The organism is Pseudonocardia sp. N23 (assembly GCF_002583555.1).
Taxonomy (GTDB): domain Bacteria; phylum Actinomycetota; class Actinomycetes; order Mycobacteriales; family Pseudonocardiaceae; genus Pseudonocardia.
The window spans coordinates 435,473-460,370 of sequence record NZ_BEGX01000052.1 but is presented as its reverse complement, the minus strand read 5'-3'; the positions used below and the strand labels follow the sequence as shown (position 1 = coordinate 460,370).

The window sequence follows — 24,898 nt, the reverse complement described above, 5'->3', positions numbered from 1 at the left end:
ATGAAGGTCAAGAAGGGTGACACCGTTCTGGTGATCGCCGGCAAGGACAAGGGCGCCAAGGGCAAGGTCATCCAGGCCTACCCCGAGCGCAGCCGGGTCCTCGTCGAGGGCGTGAACCGGATCAAGAAGCACACCCGCGTGAGCCAGAACCAGCGTGGAGCGCAGTCCGGCGGCATCGTGACGCAGGAAGCTGCCATCCACGTCTCGAACGTGATGGTCATCGACTCCGACGGCAAGCCGACCCGTGTCGGCAAGTCGGTCGTCGAGGCCGAGGACGGCGGCAAGGCCAAGCGTGTCCGGATCTCCCGCCGCAACGGGAAGGAGATCTGACATGACCACCGCCGAGAAGGTGGCGCCGCGTCTCAAGCAGCGCTACCGCGACGAGATCAGGGGAGAGCTGCGCGAGCACTTCTCCTACGAGAACGTCATGCAGATCCCGGGCGTCGTGAAGGTCGTCGTCAACATGGGTGTCGGCGACGCCGCCCGTGACGCGAAGCTGATCGACGGCGCCGTGCGCGACCTGGCCACGATCACCGGTCAGCGTCCGCAGGTCCGCCGCGCCACCAAGTCCATCGCGCAGTTCAAGCTCCGCGAGGGCATGCCGATCGGCGCGAAGGTCACCCTGCGGGGCGACCGGATGTGGGAGTTCCTCGACCGGCTGCTGTCGATCGCGCTGCCCCGCATCCGTGACTTCCGCGGGCTGTCGGCCGAGCAGTTCGACGGCCGGGGCAACTACACCTTCGGTCTCAACGAGCAGTCGATGTTCCACGAGATCGACCCCGACTCGATCGACCGGCCGCGCGGCATGGACATCACGGTCGTGACGACGGCGACCACCGACGAGGAAGGCCGGGAGCTCCTGCGCAAGCTCGGCTTCCCCTTCAAGGAGGCCTGAGATGGCGAAGAAGGCGCTTCGGATCAAGGCCGAGAAGACCCCGAAGTTCAAGGTCCGCGGTTACACCCGCTGCCAGAAGTGCGGGCGTCCGCGCGCCGTTCTGCGCAAGTTCGGGCTGTGCCGTATCTGCGTGCGCCAGATGGCGCACGCGGGCGAGCTGCCCGGTGTGAGCAAGTCCAGCTGGTAATCGCCGGCTGCTGGTAGTTCCTGATCGCCACAGGCCCCCGACAGCGTCCAGTTTTCTCTGGGCCAGGGGGAACCAGGGCGGGAAAGTAGTGACGTCACCATGACGATGACCGATCCGATCGCAGACATGTTGACCCGTCTGCGAAACGCGAACTCGGCATACCACGACCGCGTCGTGATGCCGCACTCCAAGCTGAAGGTCGCCATTGCGGAGATCCTTCAGAAGGAGGGCTACATCGCGTCGCACACCACCGAGGACGCCGAGGTCGGCAAGTCCCTGGTGATCGAGCTCAAGTACGGCCGCAACCGCGAGCGCAGCATCGCGGGCCTGCGCCGGGTCTCCAAGCCCGGCCTGCGGGTCTACGCGAAGTCGAACAACCTGCCCCGCGTTCTGGGTGGGCTCGGCGTCGCGATCATCTCGACGTCGAAGGGCCTGCTGACCGATCGGCAGGCGAACAGGGACAGCGTGGGCGGGGAAGTCCTCGCCTACGTCTGGTGAGAGGGGAGTAACGATGTCGCGCATCGGAAAACTTCCGATCACCGTTCCGTCGGGCGTCGACGTGGCCATCGAGGGCCGCACGGTCACCGTGAAGGGCCCGAAGGGCACCCTGTCGCACACCGTCATCGAGCCCATCACCATCGAGCGTGGTGACGACGGCGCGGTTGTCGTGAAGCGTCCGGACGACGAGCGCAAGTCGAAGGCCTTCCACGGCCTGACGCGGACGCTGGTCAACAACCTCGTCATCGGCGTCACCGCCGGCTACGAGAAGAAGCTCGAGATCGTCGGTGTCGGTTACCGCGTCGCGCTGAAGGGGGCGAACCTCGAGTTCGCGCTCGGTTTCAGCCACCCGGTCGTCATCACACCGCCCGCGGGCATCACGTTCGCCGTCGAGTCCCCCACCAAGTTCTCGGTGTCGGGCATCGACAAGCAGCTGGTGGGCGAGACCGCCGCCAACATCCGCAAGATCCGCAAGCCGGAGCCCTACAAGGGCAAGGGCGTGCGGTATGCGGGCGAGGTCGTCCGCCGCAAGGTCGGGAAGACGGGTAAGTGATGGCTCAGACAGAGACGATCTCGGCCAACGCCAAGAAGCGGGCCGCGTCGAACATCTCCGGCGCCCGGCGGACGGCGCGTACGCGTCGCCACGCCCGGCTGCGCAAGAAGATCAACGGCACGACGGTCCGCCCCAGGCTTGCGGTCAAGCGCAGCTCGCGGCACATGTTCGTGCAGCTGATCGACGATCTGGCCGGCCACACGCTGGCGTCGGCCTCCACGCTCGACGCCGACGTGGCGTCGCTCGAGGGCGACAAGAAGGCCAAGGCGGCCAAGGTCGGCGAGCTCATCGCCGCCCGCGCCAAGGCAGCCGGCATCGACGCGGTGGTGTTCGACCACGGCGGCAACGGCTACCACGGCCGGATCGCGGCGCTGGCAGATGCGGCACGCGAGAGCGGGCTGAAGTTCTGATGACCATGAAGCACACTGAAGGGAACGTCTGATGCCGGGACGTACGCGGCGTGACGGCGGAGGCCCCGGTGGCGGCAGCGGCGACAACCGCGACCGTCGGGACCGCCGCGACGGAGGCCGTGGCGGGGCGGCCCAGGACAAGACCCCGTACATCGAGCGGCTGGTCACCATCAACCGCGTCGCCAAGGTCGTCAAGGGTGGTCGGCGCTTCAGCTTCACCGCGCTGATGATCGTCGGCGACGGCGACGGCATGGTGGGCGTCGGCTACGGCAAGGCGAAGGAGGTCCCGGCGGCGATCGCCAAGGGTGTCGAGGAGGCGAAGAAGAACTTCTTCCGCGTCCCCCGCATCGGCGGCACGATCGTCCACCGGGTCCAGGGCGAGGCGGCCGCGGGCGTGGTCATGCTGCGCCCCGCGAGCCCCGGTACCGGTGTCATCGCCGGTGGCCCGGTCCGCGCGGTCCTGGAGTGCGCCGGCATCCACGACATCCTGTCGAAGTCGCTCGGCAGCGACAACGCGATCAATGTCGTGCACGCGACGATCGCGGCGCTCAAGATGATCCAGCGTCCGGAGGAGGTCGCGGCCCGCCGCGGCCTGCCGCTGGAGGACGTCGCGCCGGAGTCCATGCTCCGTCGGCGTGCCGAAGCCGCTGCGGCTGCGAGGGCGTGAGCGACGTGGCCGACAAGAAGCTGAAGGTCACCCAGGTTCGCAGCGCCATCGGGCGTAAGCAGAACCAGCGGGCGACGCTCAAGTCACTCGGACTGCGCAAGATCCGTCAGACCGCGGAGTGGGACGACAACCCCCAGATCCGCGGCATGATCAACACCGTTCGTCACCTCGTGACGGTGGAGGAGGTCGGTTCCTGATGACCGAGTCCATCAAGATCCACGACCTGCGTCCGGCCCCCGGTGCCAAGACCGCGAAGACCCGTGTCGGTCGCGGTGAGGGCAGCAAGGGCAAGACCGCCGGCCGCGGTACCAAGGGCACCAAGGCGCGCAAGACGGTTCCCGCCGCCTTCGAGGGTGGGCAGATGCCGCTGCACATGCGGCTGCCCAAGCTCAAGGGCTTCAAGAACCGCTTCCGCGTCGAGTACCAGGTCGTGAACGTCGGCGACCTGGCGGCGCTCTTCCCGCAGGGTGGCGAGATCGGCCCCGCCGAGCTGGTCGCCGCGGGTGCGGTCCGCCGCAACGAGCTGGTCAAGGTGCTTGGCACCGGCGAGCTCGACGGTGTCGCGCTGACCGTGTCGGCGCACAAGTTCTCCGGCAGTGCCAAGGAGAAGATCGTCGCAGCCGGCGGTTCCGCCACCGAGCTGTGAGCCGGCCGACGCCGCTCGTTCCCGAGTCGACCCCGTCCAGTACGGGGTGCGGGAGCGGGCGGCGTCGCCGCTGTTAGAGTCGCTCGCGACCGCCGCATGCACTCGTGGCGCGCGGTCGCCGGGTCGCAGCCGGCCGTCGAGGTCCCCGCAAGGGGCAGACGCCGCAGGCCCCACCAGCAGCCGGTCGTGCCGGCAACCGGCGGTCCGCCGCCGACGTAGTAGGAGGGGCCCGAGTGCTCAGCGCGTTCCGGTCAGCACTGACGACGCCAGACCTACGGAAGAAGATCCTCTTCACGCTGGGTGTCGTCGCGGTCTACCGCCTCGGAGCGAACATCCCGTCGCCCGGGGTGTCCTTCCCGAACGTCCAGCAGTGCATCGCCGCGGTCGAGGGCGGCGCCAACTCCGGCGTCTACTCGCTCATCAACCTGTTCTCGGGTGGCGCGCTCCTGCAGCTGTCGATCCTCGCCCTCGGGATCATGCCGTACATCACGGCCAGCATCATCGTCCAGCTGCTCACCGTCGTCATCCCGCGGTTCGAGCAGCTGAAGAAGGAAGGGCAGTCCGGTCAGGCCAAGCTGACCCAGTACACCCGCTACCTCACGATCGCACTCGCGATCCTGCAGGCCACGGGCATCGTGGCGCTCGCGGTGCGCGGTGTGCTGTTCCAGGGCTGCAACGTCCCGGTCATCCCGGACCAGAGCATCTTCACCCTCGCCGTCATGGTCATCGTGATGACGGCCGGTTGCGCCATCGTCATGTGGCTCGGCGAGCAGGTCACCGAGCGCGGAATCGGCAACGGCATGTCGCTGCTGATCTTCGCCTCGATCGCGCACCGCATCCCGGCCGAGGGCAAGAACATCCTCGACAGCTCCGGCGGCCTGGTCTTCGCCGGCGTCTGCGTCTTCGGCCTCGCCATCATCGCGAGCGTCGTGTTCGTCGAGCAGGGCCAGCGCCGCATCCCGGTCCAGTACGCGAAGCGCATGGTGGGCCGGCGCATGTACGGCGGCACGTCGACGTACCTGCCGCTCAAGGTGAACCAGGCCGGCGTCATCCCGGTCATCTTCGGCAGCTCGCTGCTCTACCTGCCCAGCCTCATCGCGCAGCTCGCGGGCAGCGGCGACAGCTGGTTCCAGCGCTTCGTCGCGACCTATCTCGTCGACCAGTCGAACTGGTTGCACATCCTGCTCTACGTCGCCCTGATCATCTTCTTCACGTACTTCTACGTCGGCATCACGTTCAGCCCCGAGGAGCGGGCCGACGAGATGAAGAAGTTCGGCGGCTTCATCCCGGGCATCCGGCCGGGCAGGCCGACGGCGGAGTACCTGAACTTCGTGCTCTCCCGCATCACGCTGCCGGGATCGCTCTACCTGGGCGTCATCGCGGTGCTGCCGAACTTCTTCCTCGGCGTCACCGGGAGCGGGCAGAACCAGAACTTCCCCTTCGGTGGCACGGCAGTGCTGATCATGGTCGGAGTGGGCCTCGACACCGTGAAGCAGATCGAGAGCCAGCTCATGCAGCGGAACTACGAGGGTTTCCTGCGTTAAGGTGCGATGGACGGCAGGCAGCGCGGCGCGTCACCCGCAGCCGCACGCTGCCCAGTCCCGCCGCTCGCCGCACCCCGCCGGCGACGCTCGGCACCACCGCGATCGTGTTCTCAGGGAGGTTGGTTTCGCGTGCGACTCGTTCTGGTCGGTCCGCCGGGGGCGGGCAAGGGAACTCAGGCTGTGCGGATCGCCGAGCAGCTCGGCATCCCCCACATCTCCACGGGTGACCTGTTCCGGGCCAACCTCGCCGAGGAGACCCCGCTGGGCCTCGAGGCCAAGGGGTACATGGACGCCGGGAACCTCGTTCCCGACTCGGTGACCGTCGGGATGGTGAAGGCCCGGCTGGCCGACGCCGACGCCGCGAAGGGCTTCCTGCTCGACGGCTTCCCGCGCACCACGTCGCAGGCCGACTCGCTGGCCGAGATCCTGTCCGCGACCGGCGACGAGCTCGATGCCGTCGTGGAGCTGCAGGTGTCGGAGGACGTCGTCGTCGAGCGGCTGCTCGCGCGCGGCCGGTCCGACGACACCGAGGACGTCATCCGCAACCGGCAGCAGGTCTACCGCCAGGAGACCGCGCCGTTGCTCGACTACTACCGCGACCGGCTCGTCACCGTCGACGCCGTCGGCGAGGTCGCCGAGATCACCGACCGGGTGTTCTCGGCCCTTCCCGAGCGCTGACCACTGCGGCGGCGCCACGAGCCATGAGGAGCGTCGATGAACGGCGGCGGACGAGGCGGGGTGCGGGGCGCGTTGGCCCGCTTCCGTGGACGTGACATCGAGCTGAAGTCGGCAGGCGAGATCGAGGCGATGCGGGTCGCGGGCCTGCTCGTCGCCCGCACCCTCGCCGCCGTCCGGGCGCTCGCCGCTCCCGGCGTCAGTACCGCCGAGCTCGACGCCCTCGCCGAGGAGACCATCCGCGACGGCAACGGTGTGCCGTCCTTCCTCGGCTACCACGGGTACCCGGCGTCGATCTGCGCGTCGGTGAACGACCAGATCGTGCACGGCATCCCGTCGGCGGCGCAGGTCCTCGCCGAGGGCGACATCATCTCGGTCGACTGCGGTGCCGTCGTCGAGGGCTGGCACGGCGACTCGGCCGTGACGCTGGAGATCGGGACCGTCTCCGAGGCCGACCATCTGCTGTCGGTCGCCTGCGAGGAGTCGCTGTACGCCGGCATCGCGGCGGCCCTGCCCGGGGGCCGGCTCACCGACATCTCGCACGCGGTGCAGGACGCCGTCGAGAAGGCGGCGAACCGCGACCGGGCCGACTACGGGATCGTCGCGGAGTACGGCGGCCACGGCATCGGCACGTCGATGCACATGGACCCGTTCCTGCCCAACTACGGCGACCCGGGCCACGGGCTGCGCCTGCGGCCAGGGGTCGTGCTCGCGATCGAGCCGATGATCACCGCGGGCGAGCCCGAGACGCGTGAGCTGGAGGACGGCTGGACCGTGGTCACGGCTGACGGCAGGCGTGCGGTGCACTGGGAGCACACGGTCGCAATCACCGACGACGGGCCGCGGGTCCTGACCGCGGCACCCTGACAGCGGTCCGGGTCACGACCGGGGGACCGGCGCCTCGGCCGCTGGGTCGGCACCGTCGCGCGTCGGCGGGTCCGGCTCCGCAGGCGGAGCGGTGTCGAGCGGGTGCGCGGTCTCGTCGCGGTCGAGCCTGAAGCCGACGAGCGCCGCCACCGCCAGCAGTACCGGCACGGTCCCGGCCAGCAGGAACGTCAGCGGGATGCCCAGCCACTCGCCGATCGGCCCGGCCAGCGCCATCGACACCGGCATCAACGCGAGCGAGACGAAGAAGTCGAGACTCGACACCCGGCCCAGCAGGTGCGACGGCACCCTTCGCTGCAGCAGCGTGCCCCAGATCACCATGGCACCGGCGCTCAGGACGCCCACGACGAACGCGATGGCCGTCATCACCCAGAGCGCGTCGGTCAGGCCGATGAACGCCAGCGGCACCCCGCCGACGCCCCACGCCAGGATCATCACCGTCAGGTAGCGCCGCGGCAGCCGGATCGACGACGTCGCGATCGACCCGACGGCGCTGCCGATGCCGAAGGCGCCCAGCACCATGGCGTAGCTGCTCGGGCCGCCGCCGGTCTGGTCGCGGACCGCGAACGGCAGCAGCACCTCGATCGGCCCGATGACGACGAGCACGTACAGCGACGAGAACGCCAGCGTCGTGAAGAGCCAGCCGGTGCGCAGCAGGTAGGCGAAGCCCTCGCGGACGTCGGCGAGGACCGAGGCGCGGGGCACGTCCTCCGCGGTGGCGGGCGTGCGGTCGGTGACCGGGGTGCGGCGCATGGCCAGCAGCGGCGGCAGGGCCACGCAGAAGCCGGCTGTCGCGGCGACCAAGCCTGCTGCCGGGACCAGCGCGCCGACGACGAGCCCGGCCACGGCGGGCCCCGCGGCCTGCATCGCGACGGGTCGCAGCGTGCCCTCGACCCCGTTGGCGGCCAACAGCTCGTCGGCCGGCAGCAGCGACGGCAGGATTGCCGACGCCGCCGGGTAGTAGAACGCGTCCGCCGTCCCGAGCAGGAACGCGACGGCCGCGAGGTGCCACAGCGCGAGGCTGCCGGTGAGGGCGAGCGTCGCCGCGGTCGCCGCCGACAGGATGCGGACGGTCTCGACGGTCACGAGGACGCGCCGCCGTGGGAGCCGGTCGGCGGCCACCCCACCGGCGAGCACGCTGAGCAGCAGGCCCGCGCTCCCGGCCGCCGCGACCAGCGACAGCTGCGACGGCCCGCCGCCGAGCTCGATGACCTGCCAGACGATCGCGACCAGCCACACGCCCGTCGCGAACAGGGAGAAGAGCATCGACGTGGCGAGCATCCGGTACTCGCGCCGGCGGAACGGCCGCAGCGCCCGGGGGAGGCGCGTATCGTGGGATGCGGGGTCGGGGCGGTTCTCCACGTCATGATGCGACCATCTCGACCCGGGTCGAGGTCAAGCGGATTGTCCGATCCGTCGTGGTGTCGGCGCGGCGCGTCGTGGCGCATGCCGCGCGCGTGTACCCGACTGCAACGGCACTTCGCAAGACCCGTACACTGAGAGTTCGGCGCGCTGGATGCGCCGGTTCCGTCGTGCCTCCCGCATGTCGCCTCCGGTGCCCCTCGTGCCCACCGGACGCCATGACCCAGCCGGCAATTCCGTCGGCGGTCGCGGTCGTCCCCAGCACCACCCGTCAGATGCACGAATTGCGCACAACCGTCACGGAACGCGGAGGACATGGCCAAGAAAGACGGGGCGATCGAGGTCGAGGGCCGGGTCGTCGAACCCCTGCCGAACGCGATGTTCCGCGTGGAGCTGGAGAACGGGCACAAGGTCCTGGCTCACATCAGCGGGAAGATGCGGCAGCACTACATCCGGATCCTCCCCGAGGACCGGGTGGTCGTGGAGCTCTCACCCTACGACCTGTCCCGCGGCCGAATCGTCTACCGCTACAAGTGATCGCCCGCTCCATCGGAACAAGAAGGCAGAAGACGTGAAGGTCCAGCCGAGCGTCAAGAAGATCTGCGACAAGTGCAAGGTGATCCGCCGTCACGGCCGGGTCATGGTGATCTGCGAGAACCTGCGCCACAAGCAGCGCCAGGGCTGATCGCAGCAACCGGCACGTCGCGGTCGTCCTGACCGCATCAGAGGACCCGATGCACCTGCCGCGCCACTCGGGCGCGGCCCACCCCCGGCCCCCAGGCCGGGGCCCGGACCACGAGTCGGACCGGGACGGACATCGGGCAGACCTGGGGACAAGAACAGAGGAGAACACCGCCGTATGGCACGACTCGCAGGCGTGGACCTCCCCCGCGACAAGCGGATGGAGATCGCGCTCACCTACATCTTCGGGATCGGGCGTACGCGCTCGCTCGAGATTCTCGCCTCCACGGGTATCAGCAAGGACCTGCGGACCAAGGACCTCTCCGACGAGGACCTGACCGCCCTTCGCGAGTACATCGAGGCCAACTTCCGCGTCGAGGGGGACCTTCGCCGCGAGGTGCAGGCCGACATCCGTCGCAAGATCGAGATCGGCTGCTACCAGGGGATCCGGCACCGCCGGGGCCTGCCGGTGCGTGGCCAGCGCACCAAGACCAATGCCCGCGGCCGTAAGGGACCGAAGAAGACGGTCGCCGGCAAGAAGAAGGCAGGTAAGAAGTAATGCCGCCCCGTACCCGTGGCGCGGCCGGACCCAAGAAGGTCCGCCGCAAGGAGAAGAAGAACGTCGCGCACGGCCACGCGCACATCAAGAGCACCTTCAACAACACCATCGTGTCCATCACGGACCCGACCGGTGCTGTGATCGCGTGGGCCTCCGCCGGCCACGTCGGTTTCAAGGGCTCGCGCAAGTCGACGCCGTTCGCGGCGCAGATGGCCGCCGAGAGCGCCGCCCGCAAGGCCGCCGAGCACGGCATGAAGAAGGTCGACGTGTTCGTCAAGGGCCCCGGCTCCGGTCGTGAGACCGCGATCCGTTCCCTGCAGGCCGCAGGCCTCGAGGTCGGCACCATCAGCGACGTGACCCCCCAGCCGCACAACGGATGCCGCCCGCCCAAGCGGCGCCGGGTCTAAGGGAGAGGGAGTAACAAGACATGGCTCGTTACACCGGACCCATGACCCGCAAGTCCCGCCGGCTCAAGGTCGACCTCGTCGGCGGCGACCAGGCGTTCGAGCGTCGCCCTTACCCGCCCGGCCAGCACGGCCGGATCCGGATCAAGGAGACCGAGTACCTCCTGCAGATGCAGGAGAAGCAGAAGGCCCGTTTCGGGTACGGCGTGCTGGAGAAGCAGTTCCGCCGCTACTACGAAGAGGCCAACCGTCGCCCCGGCAAGACGGGTGACAACCTGCTGCAGATCCTCGAGTCGCGGCTCGACAACGTCGTCTACCGGGCGGGCCTCGCGCGCACCCGGCGGATGGCCCGTCAGCTGGTGAACCACGGTCACTTCCTGGTCAACGGCCAGAAGGTGAACATCCCCAGCTTCCGCGTCAGCCAGTACGACATCATCGACGTGAAGCCGAAGTCGATGCCGATGGACCCGTTCGTCATCGCCAAGGAGCTCGTCGGCGATCGTCCGGTCCCGGCCTGGCTCCAGGTCGTTCCCTCGAACCTGCGCATCCTCGTGCACCAGCTGCCCGAGCGCGCGCAGATCGACACGCAGGTCACCGAGCAGCTGATCGTCGAGCTCTACTCCAAGTAGCGCTCGCCGGTCTCTGTTCGTCCCCCCGTCCCGTTGTGGGGCGGGGGGCTCACTGCGGCATCAAATAGTGGTTGCCGCGGCATACGAATGGAGATAACTCTGTGCTGATCTCTCAGCGCCCCACTCTGACCGAGGACTCGGTCACCGAGACCCGCTCCCGGTTCGTCATCGAGCCGCTCGAGCCCGGTTTCGGCTACACGCTCGGCAACTCGCTCCGCCGCACCCTGCTGTCCTCGATCCCGGGGGCAGCGGTGACCAGCATCCGCATCGACGGCGTGCTGCACGAGTTCACCACCGTGCCGGGGGTCAAGGAAGACGTCACCGACATCATCCTCAACCTCAAGGAGCTCGTCGTGAGCTCCGAGGAGGACGAGCCGGTGACGATGTACCTGCGCAAGCAGGGCCCCGGTCCCGTCACCGCGGGTGACATCGTGCCCCCGGCCGGCGTCACCGTGCACAACCCGGACCTGCACATCGCCACCCTCAACGACAAGGGCCGCCTCGAGGTGGAGCTCGTCGTCGAGCGGGGTCGTGGCTACGTCCCGGCCATGCAGAACAAGGCCACCGGCGCCGAGATCGGCCGCATCCCGGTCGACTCGATCTACTCGCCGGTCCTCAAGGTGACGTACAAGGTCGAGGCCACCCGTGTCGAGCAGCGCACGGACTTCGACAAGCTCGTGCTCGACGTCGAGACCAAGCCGTCGATCACGCCGCGCGACGCGCTGGCCTCCGCCGGCAAGACCCTGGTCGAGCTGTTCGGTCTCGCCCGCGAGCTGAACGTCGACGCCGAGGGCATCGAGATCGGGCCGTCGCCGCAGGAGGCCGACACCATCGCGGCCTTCGCGATGCCGATCGAGGAGCTCGACCTCACGGTCCGCTCCTACAACTGCCTCAAGCGCGAGGGCATCCACACCGTGGGTGAGCTGGTGGGCCGGTCCGAGGCCGACCTGCTCGACATCCGCAACTTCGGTGCGAAGTCGATCGACGAGGTCAAGATGAAGCTCGTCGGCCTCGGCCTCGCGCTGAAGGACAGCCCGCCCGGATTCGACCCGTCGGCCGCCGCCGTCGAGTACGGCTCCGACGGGTTCGACCCCGACAACTTCGGGGACGACGGTCAGGACTACGCAGAAACGGAGCAGTTGTAGTCATGCCTCAGCCCACCAAGGGTCCCCGCCTCGGCGGTTCGCCCGCGCACCAGCGGCTGATCCTGGCCAACCTGGCGACGTCTCTGTTCGAGCACGGCAAGATCACGACCACCGAGGCCAAGGCCCGGCGGCTGCGTCCCTACGCCGAGCGCCTGATCACCAAGGCCAAGAAGGGCGACCTGCACAACATTCGGCAGATCGCCAAGGTGATCCGGGACAAGGACATCATCCACCGCCTGGTCACCGACATCGGCCCGTTCTTCGCCGACCGCAACGGCGGCTACACCCGCATCACGAAGACGATGCCGCGCAAGGGCGACAACGCCCCGATGGCGGTCATCGAGCTGGTGTCGCAGAAGACGGTCACCGACGAGGCCGAGCGCGCCCGCCGGGTCGCCGCGTCGCAGCAGGCGGCCGAGGACAAGGTGCAGGCCGCCGAGGTCGTCGAGGCTCCGGCCGACGAGGCCGCTGCCCCGCACGGCGAGGGCAGCCACGCCCCGCTGGACGACCCCCAGGAGGCCCCCGAGGGCTTCCCGGTCAAGGGCAACGCCGACTCGATGCTCTACCACCTCCCCGGTACGTCGTTCTACGACCGCACCGTGGCCGAGGTCTGGTTCCGCGACGCGGAGGCTGCGGAGGCCGCCGGCTTCCTGCTGCCGAAGTCGCAGCGTGAGGACGAGTCCGAGGAGTCGTCGGACGACGACGCCAAGGGCGACGCCTGAGCACCACCCCGCACCACGACGAGCCCGCCGTCCACCCGGACGGCGGGCTCGTCGGTGTTGCGGCCCGGCGATACCGGCTCGACATCGCCTACGACGGCACCGGCTTCTCCGGCTGGGCCCCCCAGCCCGGCCTGCGCACCGTGTACGGCGTCCTCACCGAGGCGCTCGCCCGGCTGCTCCGCACGCCGGTGGCGCTGACGGTCGCCGGGCGCACCGACGCCGGCGTGCACGCGGCTGCGCAGGTTGCGCACGTCGACCTCCCTGCCGACGTCGCCGCCGGGACCGACCCCGACCGGCTCGTCCGCAGGCTCGCCCGGCTGCTGCCGCCCGACGTGCGGGTACCGGCCGTCGCCGTCGTACCCGCGGAGTTCGACGCCCGCTTCTCCGCGCTGCGCCGCCACTACGTCTACCGCGTGACCACCGCGCCCTGGGGGGCCGATCCGTTGCGCGCCAGGGACACCCTCGCCTGGCCGCACCCCGTCGACGTCGAGGCCGTCGCCCGCGCCTCCGCCGCGCTGCTGGGCGAGCACGACTTCGCCGCCTTCTGCCGGCGCCGTGAGGGCGCGACCACGATCCGCACGCTGCAGCGCTTCGACTGGTCCGCCGACGCCGACGGCGTGCTGTCCGCGCGGCTGTCGGCCGACGCGTTCTGCCATTCCATGGTGCGCAGCCTCATCGGGGCGATGCTCGACGTCGGCCGCGGCCGGCGCGCCCCTGGATGGCCCGCGAGCCTGCTCGACCGCACCGAGCGGGCCTCCGACGTCGCGGTCGCCGCCGCGCACGGGCTGACCCTCGTGGGCGTCGACTACCCCGCCGACGACGAGCTCGGCGCCCGCGCCGCCGTCACCCGCAACGTCCGCACCCGCTGACCGGGGCGCGCGAAGCGGCCCCGTCCGGGCTCCGCCGCGGCGAGCGTGTGCTGAGAGTCCGCAGGCCGGGCTGGTGACACGCTCGGTCCGGTGACTGCCGTCGAGTGTGTCGTGAGAGCGCGCCGGTCGCGCTGGTGACACGTTCGACGGGGGGTGGCCCGCTCGAGCGCGGGCTGGGGTGCGGCGGGCCGGGGCAGCGGCCCAGGTCAGGGGGCAGGGGCAGCGGGCGGGGGTCGGTCGGGCCTCGCGGCGGCGTGCAGGAACAGGCTCAGGGCCGGCCAGAACATCGGCCACGCCGGCCAGAAGAAAGGGCGGCCGAGGTCGCCCAGCCGATGACCAGCGTCGTCGCCAGGACGGCGACGACGATCCCGTGGACTCCCAGCCTCGTCCGGGCCTGCTTCGACGGGGGCGGGGCAGGTGGCGGGGGAGGGGCGGGCAGGTCGGCGGTGAGCTCGACCAGGTCGAGTACGTCTTCGAGGCGATCCGGTCGGGTGCATCCGGGTTCCTGGTGAAGGACACCGGACCGGCGGAGCTCGTGCACGCGGTGCGGGTCGTCGCGGACGGGGGCGCGCTGTTGTCGCCGGGGGTCACCCGCCGGCTGATCGCGGAGTTCGCGGTGCGGTCGTCGCCGGCCGGCGGGGCGGCCACGGCCGCGCTCACGGTGCTCACCGATCGCGAACGGGAGGTCGTCGCGCTGGTGGCCGGTGGGCTGACCAACGACGACGTCGCCGAGCGGCTCGTCGTCAGCCCGGCGACGGCGAAGACGCACGTCAGCAGGGCCATGGGCAAGCTCGGCTGCCGCGACCGGGCGCAGCTGGTGGTGCTCGCCTACGAGAGCGGGCGCGTGCGGCCGGGCTGGGCCGGCTGACGGGTTTCCCCGAACCGCCACGGGCACAGGGGCTGCGCGGTTACGGTCCGCGCCATGGTCCGTCCGACCGCTCCCGCCCCGGCGCGGACGCCCGCCACCCGTGACCAGGCCGACGCCTACCGCTTCGGGGTGCGCCGCATGGAGGCCGCGCTCGCCCGCGGCGACACCGTCCTGCTGCACGAGCAGCTGCGGTCGCAGCGACGGGCGGCGTTCGCCGGGGTGCTGCTCGCCCTGCTGGTGCTGGGCGGGGTCGCAGCGCACGGAAGGTTCACGTCGGCGACGAACTGGCGGTCGGAGAAGATCGTCGTCACGAAGTCGGCGGGCACGATGTACGCGGTCGCGCAGCGGCTCGACCTCCTCGTCCCGGTGGCCAACCTCGCGGCCGCGCGGCTGGTGCTCGCCGCGCTCGGAGTGGAGGGCGCGTCGGGTGCGACGGCGACGCCGGTCGCCGACCGGGTGCTCGCCGCCGCCCCGCGCACCGCCGTGGCTGCGGTCCCCGGCGCGTCCGGGGTGCAGCCGGAGGCGCCCGGGCCGTCCGGAGGCTGGGCGGTGTGCGACACCGTGACCAGCGACGCGACACCTCGCCTGGTCGGGACGACCGTCGTCGCCGGGGTGGCGAACCCGGTCGCGGGGGCGGGCGTCGCGGTGCTCGCCGAGAGCGTGGGAGAGCTGTGGGCGATCGTCGACGGCACGCGCTACCGCGTCGACGCGGGTGACCGCGCGGTGCTCGACGCACTCGGAACGGACCGGCGAGCCGCCCGCCCTGTGGGCGCGGCGCTGCTCGCGTCGGTGCCCACCGGGCCCGATCTGACCGTTCCGGCGCTGCCCCGCGGCGACGGCCCACCCGGGGTGGACGCCCGGTCGGGTGACGTCGTCTCGCTGGGGGACAGCAGGTTCCTCGTGCTGCCGACCGGGCTGCGCGAGGTGCCGCCGCTGGCCGGGCTGGCGCTGGCGGCGGCGTCGGGCCGGCGGATCGTCGAGGTGCCGGAGTCGGTCGTGACGGCGCTACCGCGGCTGTCGGCGCCGTCGTTCGGCGCCTGGCCGCGCCCGCCGCAGCGCTGGGCCGACGCCGCGACCGAACCGGTGCTCTGCCGGGTCTCGGCACCCGGCGAGACCCGGTATCCCGAGGTCGTGGTCGGCGCGACCGCACCCGTGCCGGGGGACGTCGTCACCGTCGAGCTCGCCCAGCGGGACGGGCCAGGGCCGCGGGCCGACGCGGTCGTGCTCGGCGCGGGCGCCGGCGGCCCCGTCCGGATCGGGGGCGAGGCCGAGGGGACGGTCGCGCTGGTGTCGACGACCGGTGTCCTGCACGTGATCCGGGACCGGGCGACGGCGGACGCACTGGGTGTCGGGGACCCCGCGGATGCCCCGGGCTGGGCGTTGCGGTTACTGCCCGCGGGCCCGGGACTCGACGTCGACGCGGCGAGGCGGGTCGTCGACGTCCTGGACCGGGTGGGCTGAGCGCCGCGCCGTCGTCGTCACCGCCGGCCGGGAGCCGGAGCAGCGACATCCGGCGGACGCACACCCGGCCCACCGCCGCGCTCGGCGGCTCGCCCGAGTCGTCGCCCGGCGCGTCCCACGGCGGTCGGCCCGACCATCCGGACGAGACGTCCGCGACGGTGCGGGAGCCGGTCGGGCTTGTCGCGTCCGACCGCTGTCGTCGCGGTCAGGGGCGGGGCCTGCGCATCATGCGGATCGCGAGCGGCAGCGCACCCGCGCAGGCGACGACGATCGCGACGGCGGTCCCGGTCGACAGCGGCGCCTCGGCGTCGTCGGGGGCGCCGGGGAGCAGCGCGGTCGGTCTGCTCGTCGGGGTTCCGGTCTCCGTCCGTGGCGGCGCGGGCACGTCGGCGGGCGCGTTCGCCGCTCCGGTGTCGGCAGGCGGCTCCGGGGCGTCGCCGCGGGTCAGCGCCGCGACCGGGTCGACGACACCGCGGCCCACCGCGTCCCCTGGCGCGGTGGCAACGGGCCGGGCCGTCGCGACGACCGTCCCGACGATCTCCCGCGCGCTCGCCGTAGGCCTGCGCTGCATCAGCAACGCGACCGTGCCGGCAACGAAAGGCGTCGCGAAACTGGTGCCGCGCAGAGGTTCCCGGCTGAACCCCACCGGCACGCCGAGCGAGGTGAGGCCGGCGCCGGGGGCGGCGACGTCGACCCACGGGCCCCGGACGCCGAACGGCGCCGGCCCGCCGCGCTCGTCGAGGGCGCCGACGGTCAGCACGTCCTCGCCGAGCCAGCCCGGCAGCGCGACCTGCCCCTCGGCACAGCCACCGTTGCCGACGTTGCCGGCGGCGGCGACCACGACGACGTCGCGTTCCGCCGCGAACCGCAGCGCCGCACGCAGGGGCGGGGCGGCGGCCTCGGCATCGGTGGGGGTGACGCACGCGGCCTCGGACACGTTGACGACGTCGGCGCCCGCGCGGACGGCGAGGACGAGCGCGTCGGCGAGCGTGCCGGTGTTCCCCACCCCGCGGTCGCCGCCGCCCGGCGCGGGAACCCGGAACTCCTGGCTGGACTGCCGGATCGAGAGCAGGGAGGAGTCGGGGGCGACCCCCCGGAACGCGTCCCCGGCGTCCGGGGTGGCGGCGAGCAGCCCGGCGACGGCGGTCCCGTGCCCGTCGCAGTCCTCCAGACCGGAGCCGCCGCGCACGTAGTCGCCGACGCCGGTGACCCGTCCGGACAGCCGCGGGTGCGGGGCGATGCCCGTGTCGATCACCGCGATCCGCACGCCGCGACCCGTCGCGATCCGGTGCGCCGCATCGAGTCCCATGGTGACGACGGCCGGATCGGGCACCCGGGGGACAGGGCCGCCGCCGCTGTCCTCGCACCGCTCGGGTGCCCGCAGGCCGGCCGCCGGGGTACGCGGAGCGCTGCCGTCGGGCAGCGGGGCGTCGACGACCGGAAGCGGGCCCAGCGCCAGCACCGCCGCGGCGGCCAGCGTGGCCAGGGCCGCCATCACAGCACGTGCACCACGGCGAGCAGGCCCGCGGCGGCGACGGCCAGCGGCGCGGTCGCCGCGACCAGTGCGGCCTCGACCATGTCGAGGGCGCGCCGCGCGACCGGCGACAGGGTCGGCGTGACCGGACCAGCCGCACCCAGTACGGCGACCCCGGCGACCAGGGTGGCGACGGCGATCACGGCACCGGCCGTGCCCGCGACCGCGACGGGCGCCAGCCCGGCCAGGCCCGCAGTGGCGGAGGCGCCCGTCAGGACCTGGGTGACGACCGGATCCGTCGTCGCCCGGGTCCGCAGGCCGAGGACGACGGCGACGACCCCCGCGAGCGCCGCACCCGACCACCCGCCCGACGTGCCCCCCGCCGCGAGCCCCGCCGCAACCGCCGCCACCAGGGCGACGCCGCTCGCCGTCCCGGTCAGGTAGCCGCGGGCGAGGTCGGCGCGGTCGGCGAGCTCGTCGGGGGAGAGGCCACCACCGGGGTCGGCGCCGGTCAGGTCGTCGAGGTCGGACGCCACGATCGGACGCGGCACCCCCGCCAGCCGTAGCGCACACCGGGGGAGCAGCGGGGCCACCGCGACCGCGACGGCGGCGACGACGGCCGCGACCGGCGCCGCACCGGCGTCGGTGAGCAGCGCCCCGGCGGCGGCGAGCAGGCCCGTCGCCGCGACGGCCACCGCCGCGAGCAGCGCAGGCGTCACCACCCGGACGACGAGCTGTCCCGCGGTGGCCGCGATCCCCGCCGCGGCGGCCGCGAGCAGCACACCCGCCGCCGCCTCGGGCAGCACGGCCCAGCCCGCCGCCGCGGCGAACGGAACGGCGGCCAGCGCGGCGGTCCGGGCCTCGCGCAGCCCGTCGTCGTCGAGTGGGCGACGGCCCGCGACCACGACCCCGCCGAGCGCGAGCAGCCCCGCCACGACGGCGGCGGCCCACCCCGCCCCGCCGGTCGCCGCGCCACCGAGGAGAGCCGCGGCAACCGCGGCCAGCAGGAGCGCGAGAACCGTCCGCACGGCGACGCCGCGGCCCGGTGCGGTGTCGGCGGCGGAGCGGGCGAGCACGTCGACCGGATCGTCGAGCACGGGCGGTGCGGGTGCCGCCGTGTCGGGCCGGAACTGCAGGAGCTCCCCGTCGAGCAGCCCGAGTGCGGCCAGGGACGCCGCCGGCGGCAGCTCCACCCCCGCCGACGTCACGAGCCGCCACCGCGCCGGCGCCGCCGCGGCGGGTGGGCGGCCGAGCAGGTCCAGGAGCATCGGGATCAGCTCCGCGACCGCCACCCCCGCGGGCAGCGCGACGTCGGCGGTGCGGTGCGGCGCGCACACCGTCACCCGGCACCACGCCGCGGCGGTGACGACGGGCGGGTCGGGCTCCGGGCGTCCCGCGCGGGCGGCGGCCGCCCGCCGGGCCGCGGCGAACGGGTCGGCGCCCAGCGGCACCGTGGCGCCCGGGTCGGGCAGGGGCGGAGCCGGGAACGGCGTCACGGGGGACCTCGGGTTCGGTCGGGGGCGCGCGGGGTTCTGCGGGTGCAACGGATTCCCGTGAACGCCCGCGGCGAGGACGGGTGGGCGCCTACTGTCGCCGCGCATCCGGCCCGCCGTGGGCCGTTTCGGAGAAGCAGGCGGCAGATCGTTCGCACCTGAGCGACACCGCCGCGGAAGGACGGCGCGTGGGCACGATCGGGAAGCCGCGGACCCGCCGCACACCGCTGCCGATGCCGGGTGGCGAACTGGTGCTGGAGCCGCCGCCGGAGCTCGAACGCGTCGTCCCCGGCGGGCTGCTCGCGAAGGTGCTGCCGATCGGGATGATCGTGGCGTCGATCGTGATGGTCGTCCTGCTCGCGTCGAGCAACCCGTCGATGTGGATGTTCGGCGGCATGATGGCGCTGTCGAGCGTGGCGATGCTGGTGTCCGGCAACGGCGGCCAGAGCGGTGCCGCCCGGACCGCGGGCCTCGACGAGGACCGCCGCGACTACCTGCGCTACCTCGGCGTGCAGCGCGACAGGGTCGTCGCCGTGTCGGCGGCCCAGCGTGCGGCACTGCTCGCCGTCCACCCCGATCCGACGGCGTGGGCGGACGTCGTCGCCGCCGGGAGGCACTGGGAACGCGGCGTCTCCGACCCCGACTTCGGCCAGGTCCGCGTCGCGCTCGGGGTCCAGCGGCTGGCGACGCGGCTCACCGCGCCCGAGACCGGCCCCCTCGACGGCATCGAGCCCGTCACCGCGGCGGCGTTGCGCCGCTTCCTCGGCAGGCACTCCGTCGTGCCCGACCTGCCCGTCGCCCTCGACATGCGTGCCGGAGCGACTGTCTGGCTCGAACGCGTCGGGGCCGATCCCGGACCGGCCCGGAGCCTGGCCCGCGCGATCGTGGCCCAGTTCGCGCTGTGGCACGGCCCCGACGCCGCAGTCGTCGCGGTACTGGCCGCCGACCCGGCACCCTGGGACTGGGCGAAGTGGCTGCCGCACAACGCCCGCACGGGAACCGTCGACGCACTGGGCCCCTGCCGGCTGGTCACGTCGGATCCCGATGAGCTCCGCAGGCTCCTCGCCGCCGACGTCGCGGCCCGCCCACCCGGGCCGGGCCCGGCCGAGCCGCACGTGCTGGTCGTCGTCGACGGGGTCGAGGGGCCCGGCCCGTGGGCAGGCGCCGCCGGGGTGACGGTGCTGCGTGTCGGCGCCCCACCCGGGCGGCGGGCGGCGCCGTCGGTGGTGCGCCTCGCCGTGGCCGCCGGCAGGCTCGGGCGCGTCGCGCCCGACGGCACGATCACCCCCGTCGGGGTCCCCGACTCGCTCGACGTCGCCGAGGCGGCTGCCCTCGCGCGGCGGCTCGCCCGGTTCCGCCCCTCGGGTGCGGTCGTCGCCGACGACGGCGTTCCCGTCGCGGCGCAGGACCTTCCCGCGCTGCTCGGCGTCCCCGGCCGGCCCGCGGCGGCCGACCTGGTGGCCGTCCGTGCGCGGTGGCGGCGCACGCCGGCCGACCGTCTGCGTGTGCCGCTGGGTGTCGACGAGCACGGCCGCCCGCTCCTGCTCGACCTGAAGGAGTCGGCGCAGGGCGGCTCGGGCCCGCACGGGCTGTGCGTCGGCGCGACCGGTTCGGGAAAGTCCGAGCTGTTGCGCACGCTCGTCCTGGGCCTCGCCGCGACGCACGACCCGGCCGACCTCAACCTCGTGCTCGTCGACTTCAAGGGCGGCCCGACGTTCCTCGGGCTGTCGGCATTGCCGCACGTGTCGGCGGTGATCACGAACCTCGCCGACGAGCTGACGCTGGTCGACCGGATGGCCGACGCGCTGGCCGGCGAGATCACCCGTCGCCAGGAGCTGCTGCGCGCCGCAGGGAACCTCACCGGTGTCGCCGAGTACGCCGCGGTCCGCGCCGAGCGCCCGGACCTGCCGCCGCTGCCCGCACTGCTGGTCGTCGTCGACGAGTTCTCCGAGCTGCTCGCGCAGCGGCCCGAGCTGATCGACCTGATGGTCATGGTCGGACGCCTCGGCCGCTCACTGGGGCTGCACCTCCTGCTCGCGTCGCAACGGCTCGAGGAGGGCAGGCTGCGGGGGCTCGAGTCCCACCTGTCGTACCGGATCGCGTTGCGCACCTTCTCCGCCGCCGAGTCCCGTGCGGTCCTCGGCGTCCCCGACGCACACCTGCTGCCGCCGGTGCCGGGCGCGGCGTTCCTCTCCGACGGCACCGGTGAGCTGGTCCGGTTCCGCTCGTCGTACGTGTCTGGGGCGCCCGCGGACGTGCCCGCCGCGGGCGCCGGTCCGGCACGCCGGCCGATGCTGTTCACGGCCGCGACCGTCGCGGAACCCGTCCTCGACGACCCGCCTCCCGACGGCTCGGGCCCGGATCCCGGCGTGACCGTTCTCGACGGGTTCATCTCGGCCGCGGCAGGGCTCGGACCCGCCGCCCACCGGGTGTGGCTGCCGCCGCTGGCCCAGCCCCCGCCCCTCGACGAGCTCGGACCGCCGACCGGCCCGGCGCCGTCGGCTCCGTGGGCCGCGATCGGCGTCGTCGACCGTCCCTACCAGCAACGACGGGAGCCGCTCGTCGTCGACCTGTCCGGTGCGGCCGGCAACGTCGTCGTGGTCGGCGGGCCCCGGTCCGGGAAGTCGACCGCGCTCGCGACGCTCGTTCTCGCGCTCGCCCGCACCCACACCCCGGCCGAGCTGGGCGTGCACGCCGTCGACCTCGGCGGCGGCACCCTCGCGCAGCTCGGCGGGCTCCCGCACGTCGGCACCGTCGCCGACCGCGGCGACCCGGACCTGGTGCGGCGCACCGTCGCCGAGGTCGCCGGGCTCGTCGCCCGCCGCGAACGGCTGTTCCGCGACGCCGGACTCACCTCCGTCGAGGCGTTCCGGGCCCGCCGCGCCGCCGGCGGCTTCGCCGACGAGCCCGCCACCGACGTGCTGCTCGTCGTCGACGGCGTGCTCGCGCTGCGCACCGAGTTCGAGGACGTCGAGGCCCGGCTGCAGGGCGTCGCCGCCCAGGGCCTCGGCTACGGCGTGCACCTCGTCGTCGGTGCGGGCCGGTGGAGCGAGCTGCGGCCCGCCGTCAAGGAGCTGCTCGGCACCCGGGTCGAGCTGCGGCTCGGGGAGCCAGGCGAGTCCGAAGTGGACCGTCGCCGGGCCGCGACCGTCCCCACCCGGCCCGGGCACTGTCTCGCCCCCGACGGCGCCGCCGCGATCGTCGCCGCGCCGTGGACGTCCGGGCGGGACACCGCCGCACTCGTCGCGTCCCTCGCGGACGGGTGTGCCGCACCGGGGATGCCGTCGGTCCGGACCCTGCCCGCCTGCGTCGACCGCGACGACCTGCCGGCCGGCGGGTCCGGCCGGCTGCGGATCGGCCTCGACGAGGACGGGCTCGCGCTCGTCGACATCGACCCGGCCGCCGAGCCGCACCTGCTGTGCTTCGCCGACGCCGAGAGTGGCAAGACCGCACTGCTGCGGCTGCTCGCGGCCGAGATCGCCGGGACCCACACCCCGGACCAGGCGCGCATCGTCGTCGTCGACCCCCGCCGCGGTCTGCTCGGCGCCGTCGGAGACGGCCACCTGCTCGCCGCGCCCAGCACCCCCGACGCGATCGCCGCCGCTGTTCGCGACATCGCGGACTCGTTGCGCCGCAGGCTCCCCGGCCCCGCCGTCACCGCGCGGGAGCTGCGCGGGCGGAGCTGGTGGACCGGCCCCGACGTGTGGCTGCTCGTCGACGACTACGACCTCGTCGCGCCCACCGGAGCCGGTGCGCCGCACCCGCTGCTGCCGCTGGCCGAGTTCCTGCCGCAGGCCAAGGACGTCGGCCTGCACGTCGTCGTCGCCCGGCGGTGCGGTGGTGCCGGGCGAGCGTTGTACGACCCGGTCCTCGGCCGGCTGCGCGAGCTGGGCTCGCCCGGTCTCGTGATGAACGGCAGCCCCGAGGAGGGCGCGCTCGTCGACACCGTGAAGCCCGCGCCGATGCCGCCCGGGCGGGCGATGCTCGTCGACCGCCGCCGCGGCGCCCGGCGTGTTCAGCTCGCCTGGCTCGCCCCGGAGCCCGACGCGTGAGCCTGCGCGTCGCGGTGCACCCCGGGACGGCGACGACGCGGGTGGCCGTCGCCGACCCGAAGCCCCGGCTCGTCGCCGAGCTGCCCGGGTACGTCACCGCCGAGGCGGCCGTCGTGCTGCTGTTCGCCCGGCCCGTGGCGCCGACGGTGGTCGGTCCCGGCGGGACCCCGGTCGGGGTGGCGGTCTCGGGGGCGCCGCGGCGGCTCGTCGTCGACGCCGGGGCGTCGCGCGTCGAGGTGTCCGTCGTGGACGGTGGGCGAGTGGTCGCGACGCGGCAGGTGGCACTCGGGGAGATGTGCGCGCAGGTCGTGGGGCTTGCGCGGGAGCATCCCGTCGGGGAGGTCGTCCTCGTCGGTGGACGCGCCCGCGACCCGCGGCTCGCCGCGCTGCTCGACTCCGCGGACCTCCCGCCCGTGCGCGTGCCTGCCGGGCCGGACTCCGCGGCCGTTCTCGGCGCGGTCGCGGTCGCGGCACCGTCTGCCGACTCCGCCGTGGACGTTCCCGGCCGGCTGCTGCCGGTCCCGCGGCGCCGACGCGCATCCGTCGTGGCCGCCGCGGTCGTGGCGGTGGCGGTGCTGGGCGTCGGCACCGCGGGCGTCGTTCCCACCCTGTCGCGGCACGCCGACGACACGGGACCCGAGTCGCTCGTGCAGTACGGCTACCGGTTCGTGTTGCCCGCCGGCTGGGCGCACACCGGCGGGCTGCCCGAGCGGCGACGGACCCTCGTCACCCCGGCCGCGGCGCCGGACGGGGTCGAGCTCATGGCGGTCGAACGCACCGACCTCGCCTACGACGCGACGCTCGAACCGGCACGGGCCGCCGCGGACCTGCGCGCCCGCTACGACGACTCCGTCGCCGCGGGCGGCCGGCTGGACGGCTTCGCGCCGGGTCGGGCCGGTGAGCGGGACGTCCACACCTACCGGCAGACAACCGTCGACGGGCGCGTCGACTGGACCGTCGTGCTCGACGGCACCGCGCAGCTCAGCGTCGGCTGCCGGCACGGGCCGGTGGCCTCGGCCTCGTTGCTGGCGGCGTGTGCGGAGGTAGTGGCGTCGGTCACCCCCGCCTGAGACGCCCGTCGTGGTTCCCCCTGGTGCCTTTCCTCCCCGCGCCGAGTTCGACACAGGAATGCTGCAGAAGTCGTCGACACCAGTCCGGTGCCGAGCTCGGCGGTGGGTGCGGGGGCGCCGCCGCTGACGTCCGCTCCGGGCCGGTCCGACAGGGGCTGCCGGCGGCCGTCGGAACCGGTCATGTGTCGAAGTCGGCGACGGCGTGGGCTCCCGGCGGGCGGGCGCGCAGGATGGGCGTCGTGGAACGTCACGACACCGTCCCGCTGCAGGTGCGGGTACACGACTACACCGACGCGGTCGTCGCGGAGCTCGTCGAGGAGGTGCAGGGCGAGTACGTCGTGCGCTACGGCGACCGCGACCGGACGCCCGTCGACCCGGACGAGTTCCGGCTGCCGTGCGGTTTCGTACTGGTCGGCTCGTGCGGCGGCGTCGCGGTGGGGTCGGTCGCGATACGTGCCGCCGCGGAGCCGGGTGCTGCGGAGATGAAGCGCCTCTACGTCCGTGCGAACCGACGCAGGCGCGGCCTGGCCCGGTTGCTGCTGCACGCCGCCGAGGACCGCGCCCGCGCGGCCGGGTACACCCGGATCGTGCTCGAGACAGGCATCCGGCAGCCGGAGGCGATCGCGCTCTACGAGACCGAGGGCTACACGCCGGTCGACGGGTTCGGGTACTACGCCGACATGCCGTCGAGCCGGTACTTCGGCCTCGACCTGCACCCCGCGCGCCGCCCCTCCTGACGCCGCCGTTCACCGTGGCGAACGGTTCCGCCGAAGCGCCACGGGCACGACGGCGGTCCTGCGACGGTGGGCACCCGACGGAAGGAAAGGGTGCACACATGTCAGGTGGGTACGGGACCAGTACCGCGGAGATGCAGCGGGCCGGACGGCACGTCCTGGAGGTGAACGACCAGGTGCAGGCCGACCTCTCGGCCCTGCGCAACGGTCTGATGCCGCTCGCGGGGGCGTGGCGCGGAGAGGCGGCGTCGGCGTTCACCGGGCTGATGGCCCGCTGGGACGCCGACGCACGCAAGCTCGGCGAGGCGCTGCAGGCGATCGGATCGGCCGTGCAGGGCTCGGCCGCGGCCTACCAGCGCCAGGAGGACGAGCAGGCCGCAGGCCTGTCCGCGATCCGGGCGGCACTGGGCTGAGG

At 73.2% G+C, this 24,898-nt stretch carries 26 protein-coding genes and 3 pseudogenes; 26 read left to right on the top strand and 3 right to left on the bottom strand.

The features are described 5' to 3' along the window. The 12 genes from rplX (at position 1) to map (ending at position 6,942) form a co-directional block, all read left to right on the top strand. Complete coding sequence (gene rplX / locus TOK_RS15735; protein ID WP_098958574.1) at positions 1-330, top strand: 50S ribosomal protein L24; 330 nt, start codon at positions 1-3, stop codon at positions 328-330. 1 nt (position 331) lies between these two features. Beyond that, positions 332-895 carry a 50S ribosomal protein L5 gene (gene rplE, locus TOK_RS15730; protein WP_098958573.1) on the top strand — a complete coding sequence of 188 codons (564 nt, stop codon included), beginning with the start codon at positions 332-334 and terminating at the stop codon, positions 893-895. Position 896: 1 nt separating this feature from the next. Next, positions 897-1,082, top strand: a complete 186-nt coding sequence (locus TOK_RS15725; RefSeq protein ID WP_098958572.1) for a type Z 30S ribosomal protein S14 — start codon at positions 897-899, stop codon at positions 1,080-1,082. A gap of 99 nt (positions 1,083-1,181) precedes the next feature. Beyond that, entirely contained in the window at positions 1,182-1,580 is a 399-nt protein-coding gene (gene rpsH / locus TOK_RS15720) for a 30S ribosomal protein S8 (RefSeq protein ID WP_098958571.1), read from the top strand. 13 nt (positions 1,581-1,593) lie between these two features. Continuing rightward, a complete protein-coding gene (rplF, locus tag TOK_RS15715) occupies positions 1,594-2,133 on the top strand; it encodes a 50S ribosomal protein L6 (protein WP_098958570.1) in 540 nt (179 codons plus the stop codon). Further along, the gene (rplR, locus tag TOK_RS15710; protein WP_098958569.1) at positions 2,133-2,543 is read left to right on the top strand and encodes a 50S ribosomal protein L18; all 411 of its coding nucleotides are present in this window, start codon (positions 2,133-2,135) and stop codon (positions 2,541-2,543) included. The genes rplF and rplR overlap by 1 nt, the downstream gene beginning before the upstream one ends. A gap of 31 nt (positions 2,544-2,574) precedes the next feature. Further along, positions 2,575-3,210, top strand: coding sequence for a 30S ribosomal protein S5 (gene rpsE / locus TOK_RS15705; RefSeq protein ID WP_098958568.1), 636 nt, complete (start codon positions 2,575-2,577; stop codon positions 3,208-3,210). A 5-nt stretch (positions 3,211-3,215) separates the two neighbouring features. Further along, the gene (gene rpmD, locus TOK_RS15700; RefSeq protein WP_098958732.1) at positions 3,216-3,407 is read left to right on the top strand and encodes a 50S ribosomal protein L30; all 192 of its coding nucleotides are present in this window, start codon (positions 3,216-3,218) and stop codon (positions 3,405-3,407) included. Next, positions 3,407-3,856: a 50S ribosomal protein L15 gene (gene rplO, locus TOK_RS15695; RefSeq protein WP_098958567.1), complete on the top strand. Its 450-nt coding sequence runs from the start codon at positions 3,407-3,409 to the stop codon at positions 3,854-3,856. The genes rpmD and rplO overlap by 1 nt, the downstream gene beginning before the upstream one ends. A gap of 233 nt (positions 3,857-4,089) precedes the next feature. Continuing rightward, positions 4,090-5,400 carry a preprotein translocase subunit SecY gene (secY, locus tag TOK_RS15690; RefSeq protein WP_098958566.1) on the top strand — a complete coding sequence of 437 codons (1,311 nt, stop codon included), beginning with the start codon at positions 4,090-4,092 and terminating at the stop codon, positions 5,398-5,400. Positions 5,401-5,529: 129 nt separating this feature from the next. Then, on the top strand, positions 5,530-6,078 hold the full coding sequence (locus tag TOK_RS15685) for an adenylate kinase (protein ID WP_098958565.1): 549 nt from the start codon (positions 5,530-5,532) through the stop codon (positions 6,076-6,078). A 36-nt stretch (positions 6,079-6,114) separates the two neighbouring features. After that, entirely contained in the window at positions 6,115-6,942 is an 828-nt protein-coding gene (gene map / locus TOK_RS15680) for a type I methionyl aminopeptidase (protein WP_098958564.1), read from the top strand. Positions 6,943-7,038: 96 nt separating this feature from the next. Here map and TOK_RS15675 read toward each other — a convergent pair. Further along, positions 7,039-8,322 (bottom strand): annotated as a pseudogene (locus tag TOK_RS15675) (MFS transporter); the annotation flags it as partial. 315 nt (positions 8,323-8,637) lie between these two features. Here TOK_RS15675 and infA point away from each other — a divergent pair. From infA to eccB, 10 genes and pseudogenes are all read left to right on the top strand, one after another. Next, positions 8,638-8,859 (top strand): translation initiation factor IF-1, encoded by a 222-nt coding sequence (gene infA / locus TOK_RS15670; RefSeq protein WP_004558881.1) that lies wholly within the window; start codon positions 8,638-8,640, stop codon positions 8,857-8,859. 34 nt (positions 8,860-8,893) lie between these two features. Further along, complete coding sequence (gene rpmJ, locus TOK_RS15665; protein ID WP_010148647.1) at positions 8,894-9,007, top strand: 50S ribosomal protein L36; 114 nt, start codon at positions 8,894-8,896, stop codon at positions 9,005-9,007. A 174-nt stretch (positions 9,008-9,181) separates the two neighbouring features. After that, positions 9,182-9,562, top strand: a complete 381-nt coding sequence (rpsM, locus tag TOK_RS15660) for a 30S ribosomal protein S13 (RefSeq protein ID WP_098958563.1) — start codon at positions 9,182-9,184, stop codon at positions 9,560-9,562. After that, positions 9,562-9,969, top strand: a complete 408-nt coding sequence (gene rpsK / locus TOK_RS15655) for a 30S ribosomal protein S11 (RefSeq protein ID WP_098958562.1) — start codon at positions 9,562-9,564, stop codon at positions 9,967-9,969. Before rpsM ends, rpsK begins: the two co-directional genes overlap by 1 nt. Positions 9,970-9,989: 20 nt before the next feature. Beyond that, positions 9,990-10,595: a 30S ribosomal protein S4 gene (gene rpsD / locus TOK_RS15650; RefSeq protein ID WP_098958561.1), complete on the top strand. Its 606-nt coding sequence runs from the start codon at positions 9,990-9,992 to the stop codon at positions 10,593-10,595. Positions 10,596-10,696: 101 nt separating this feature from the next. Next, the gene (locus TOK_RS15645) at positions 10,697-11,740 is read left to right on the top strand and encodes a DNA-directed RNA polymerase subunit alpha (RefSeq protein ID WP_098958560.1); all 1,044 of its coding nucleotides are present in this window, start codon (positions 10,697-10,699) and stop codon (positions 11,738-11,740) included. A 2-nt stretch (positions 11,741-11,742) separates the two neighbouring features. Next, a pseudogene (rplQ, locus tag TOK_RS34115) lies at positions 11,743-12,267 on the top strand (50S ribosomal protein L17); the annotation flags it as partial. 278 nt (positions 12,268-12,545) lie between these two features. After that, entirely contained in the window at positions 12,546-13,331 is a 786-nt protein-coding gene (gene truA / locus TOK_RS15635) for a tRNA pseudouridine(38-40) synthase TruA (RefSeq protein WP_253258417.1), read from the top strand. Positions 13,332-13,785: 454 nt separating this feature from the next. Then, positions 13,786-14,199 (top strand): annotated as a pseudogene (locus TOK_RS15630) (DNA-binding response regulator); the annotation flags it as partial. Between the two features lie 54 nt (positions 14,200-14,253). Beyond that, positions 14,254-15,660: a type VII secretion protein EccB gene (eccB, locus tag TOK_RS15625; RefSeq protein ID WP_098958557.1), complete on the top strand. Its 1,407-nt coding sequence runs from the start codon at positions 14,254-14,256 to the stop codon at positions 15,658-15,660. A 205-nt stretch (positions 15,661-15,865) separates the two neighbouring features. Here eccB and mycP read toward each other — a convergent pair whose 3' ends face one another. Both mycP and eccD read right to left on the bottom strand, forming a co-directional pair. After that, positions 15,866-17,155: a type VII secretion-associated serine protease mycosin gene (gene mycP / locus TOK_RS15620; protein WP_098958556.1), complete on the bottom strand. Its 1,290-nt coding sequence runs from the start codon at positions 17,153-17,155 to the stop codon at positions 15,866-15,868. Further along, on the bottom strand, positions 17,155-18,630 hold the full coding sequence (gene eccD / locus TOK_RS15615) for a type VII secretion integral membrane protein EccD (RefSeq protein ID WP_172457580.1): 1,476 nt from the start codon (positions 18,628-18,630) through the stop codon (positions 17,155-17,157). Before eccD ends, mycP begins: the two co-directional genes overlap by 1 nt. Before the next feature lie 185 nt (positions 18,631-18,815). Here eccD and eccCa point away from each other — a divergent pair, with 185 nt between their 5' ends. The 4 genes from eccCa (at position 18,816) to TOK_RS15595 (ending at position 24,896) form a co-directional block, all read left to right on the top strand. Then, positions 18,816-22,679 (top strand): type VII secretion protein EccCa, encoded by a 3,864-nt coding sequence (eccCa, locus tag TOK_RS15610; protein WP_098958554.1) that lies wholly within the window; start codon positions 18,816-18,818, stop codon positions 22,677-22,679. After that, on the top strand, positions 22,676-23,749 hold the full coding sequence (locus TOK_RS15605) for a type VII secretion-associated protein (RefSeq protein WP_098958553.1): 1,074 nt from the start codon (positions 22,676-22,678) through the stop codon (positions 23,747-23,749). Before eccCa ends, TOK_RS15605 begins: the two co-directional genes overlap by 4 nt. Before the next feature lie 239 nt (positions 23,750-23,988). Beyond that, a complete protein-coding gene (locus TOK_RS15600) occupies positions 23,989-24,486 on the top strand; it encodes a GNAT family N-acetyltransferase (RefSeq protein ID WP_253258403.1) in 498 nt (165 codons plus the stop codon). Between the two features lie 98 nt (positions 24,487-24,584). After that, on the top strand, positions 24,585-24,896 hold the full coding sequence (locus TOK_RS15595) for a WXG100 family type VII secretion target (protein ID WP_098958551.1): 312 nt from the start codon (positions 24,585-24,587) through the stop codon (positions 24,894-24,896). Positions 24,897-24,898: the final 2 nt, after the last annotated feature.

Coding starts and splice junctions, on each gene's coding strand:
- rplR (WP_098958569.1), top strand. CDS start 2,133: ATGGCTCAGACAGAGACGATCTCGGCCAACGCCAAGAAGCGGGCCGCG.
- rplX (WP_098958574.1), top strand. CDS start 1: ATGAAGGTCAAGAAGGGTGACACCGTTCTGGTGATCGCCGGCAAGGAC.
- TOK_RS15595 (WP_098958551.1), top strand. CDS start 24,585: ATGTCAGGTGGGTACGGGACCAGTACCGCGGAGATGCAGCGGGCCGGA.
- eccB (WP_098958557.1), top strand. CDS start 14,254: ATGGTCCGTCCGACCGCTCCCGCCCCGGCGCGGACGCCCGCCACCCGT.
- rpsH (WP_098958571.1), top strand. CDS start 1,182: ATGACGATGACCGATCCGATCGCAGACATGTTGACCCGTCTGCGAAAC.
- rpsD (WP_098958561.1), top strand. CDS start 9,990: ATGGCTCGTTACACCGGACCCATGACCCGCAAGTCCCGCCGGCTCAAG.
- TOK_RS15725 (WP_098958572.1), top strand. CDS start 897: ATGGCGAAGAAGGCGCTTCGGATCAAGGCCGAGAAGACCCCGAAGTTC.
- rpsK (WP_098958562.1), top strand. CDS start 9,562: ATGCCGCCCCGTACCCGTGGCGCGGCCGGACCCAAGAAGGTCCGCCGC.
- rplE (WP_098958573.1), top strand. CDS start 332: ATGACCACCGCCGAGAAGGTGGCGCCGCGTCTCAAGCAGCGCTACCGC.
- rpsM (WP_098958563.1), top strand. CDS start 9,182: ATGGCACGACTCGCAGGCGTGGACCTCCCCCGCGACAAGCGGATGGAG.
- rplO (WP_098958567.1), top strand. CDS start 3,407: ATGACCGAGTCCATCAAGATCCACGACCTGCGTCCGGCCCCCGGTGCC.
- infA (WP_004558881.1), top strand. CDS start 8,638: ATGGCCAAGAAAGACGGGGCGATCGAGGTCGAGGGCCGGGTCGTCGAA.
- rpsE (WP_098958568.1), top strand. CDS start 2,575: ATGCCGGGACGTACGCGGCGTGACGGCGGAGGCCCCGGTGGCGGCAGC.
- rplF (WP_098958570.1), top strand. CDS start 1,594: ATGTCGCGCATCGGAAAACTTCCGATCACCGTTCCGTCGGGCGTCGAC.
- mycP (WP_098958556.1), bottom strand. CDS start 17,155: ATGGCGGCCCTGGCCACGCTGGCCGCCGCGGCGGTGCTGGCGCTGGGC.
- map (WP_098958564.1), top strand. CDS start 6,115: ATGAACGGCGGCGGACGAGGCGGGGTGCGGGGCGCGTTGGCCCGCTTC.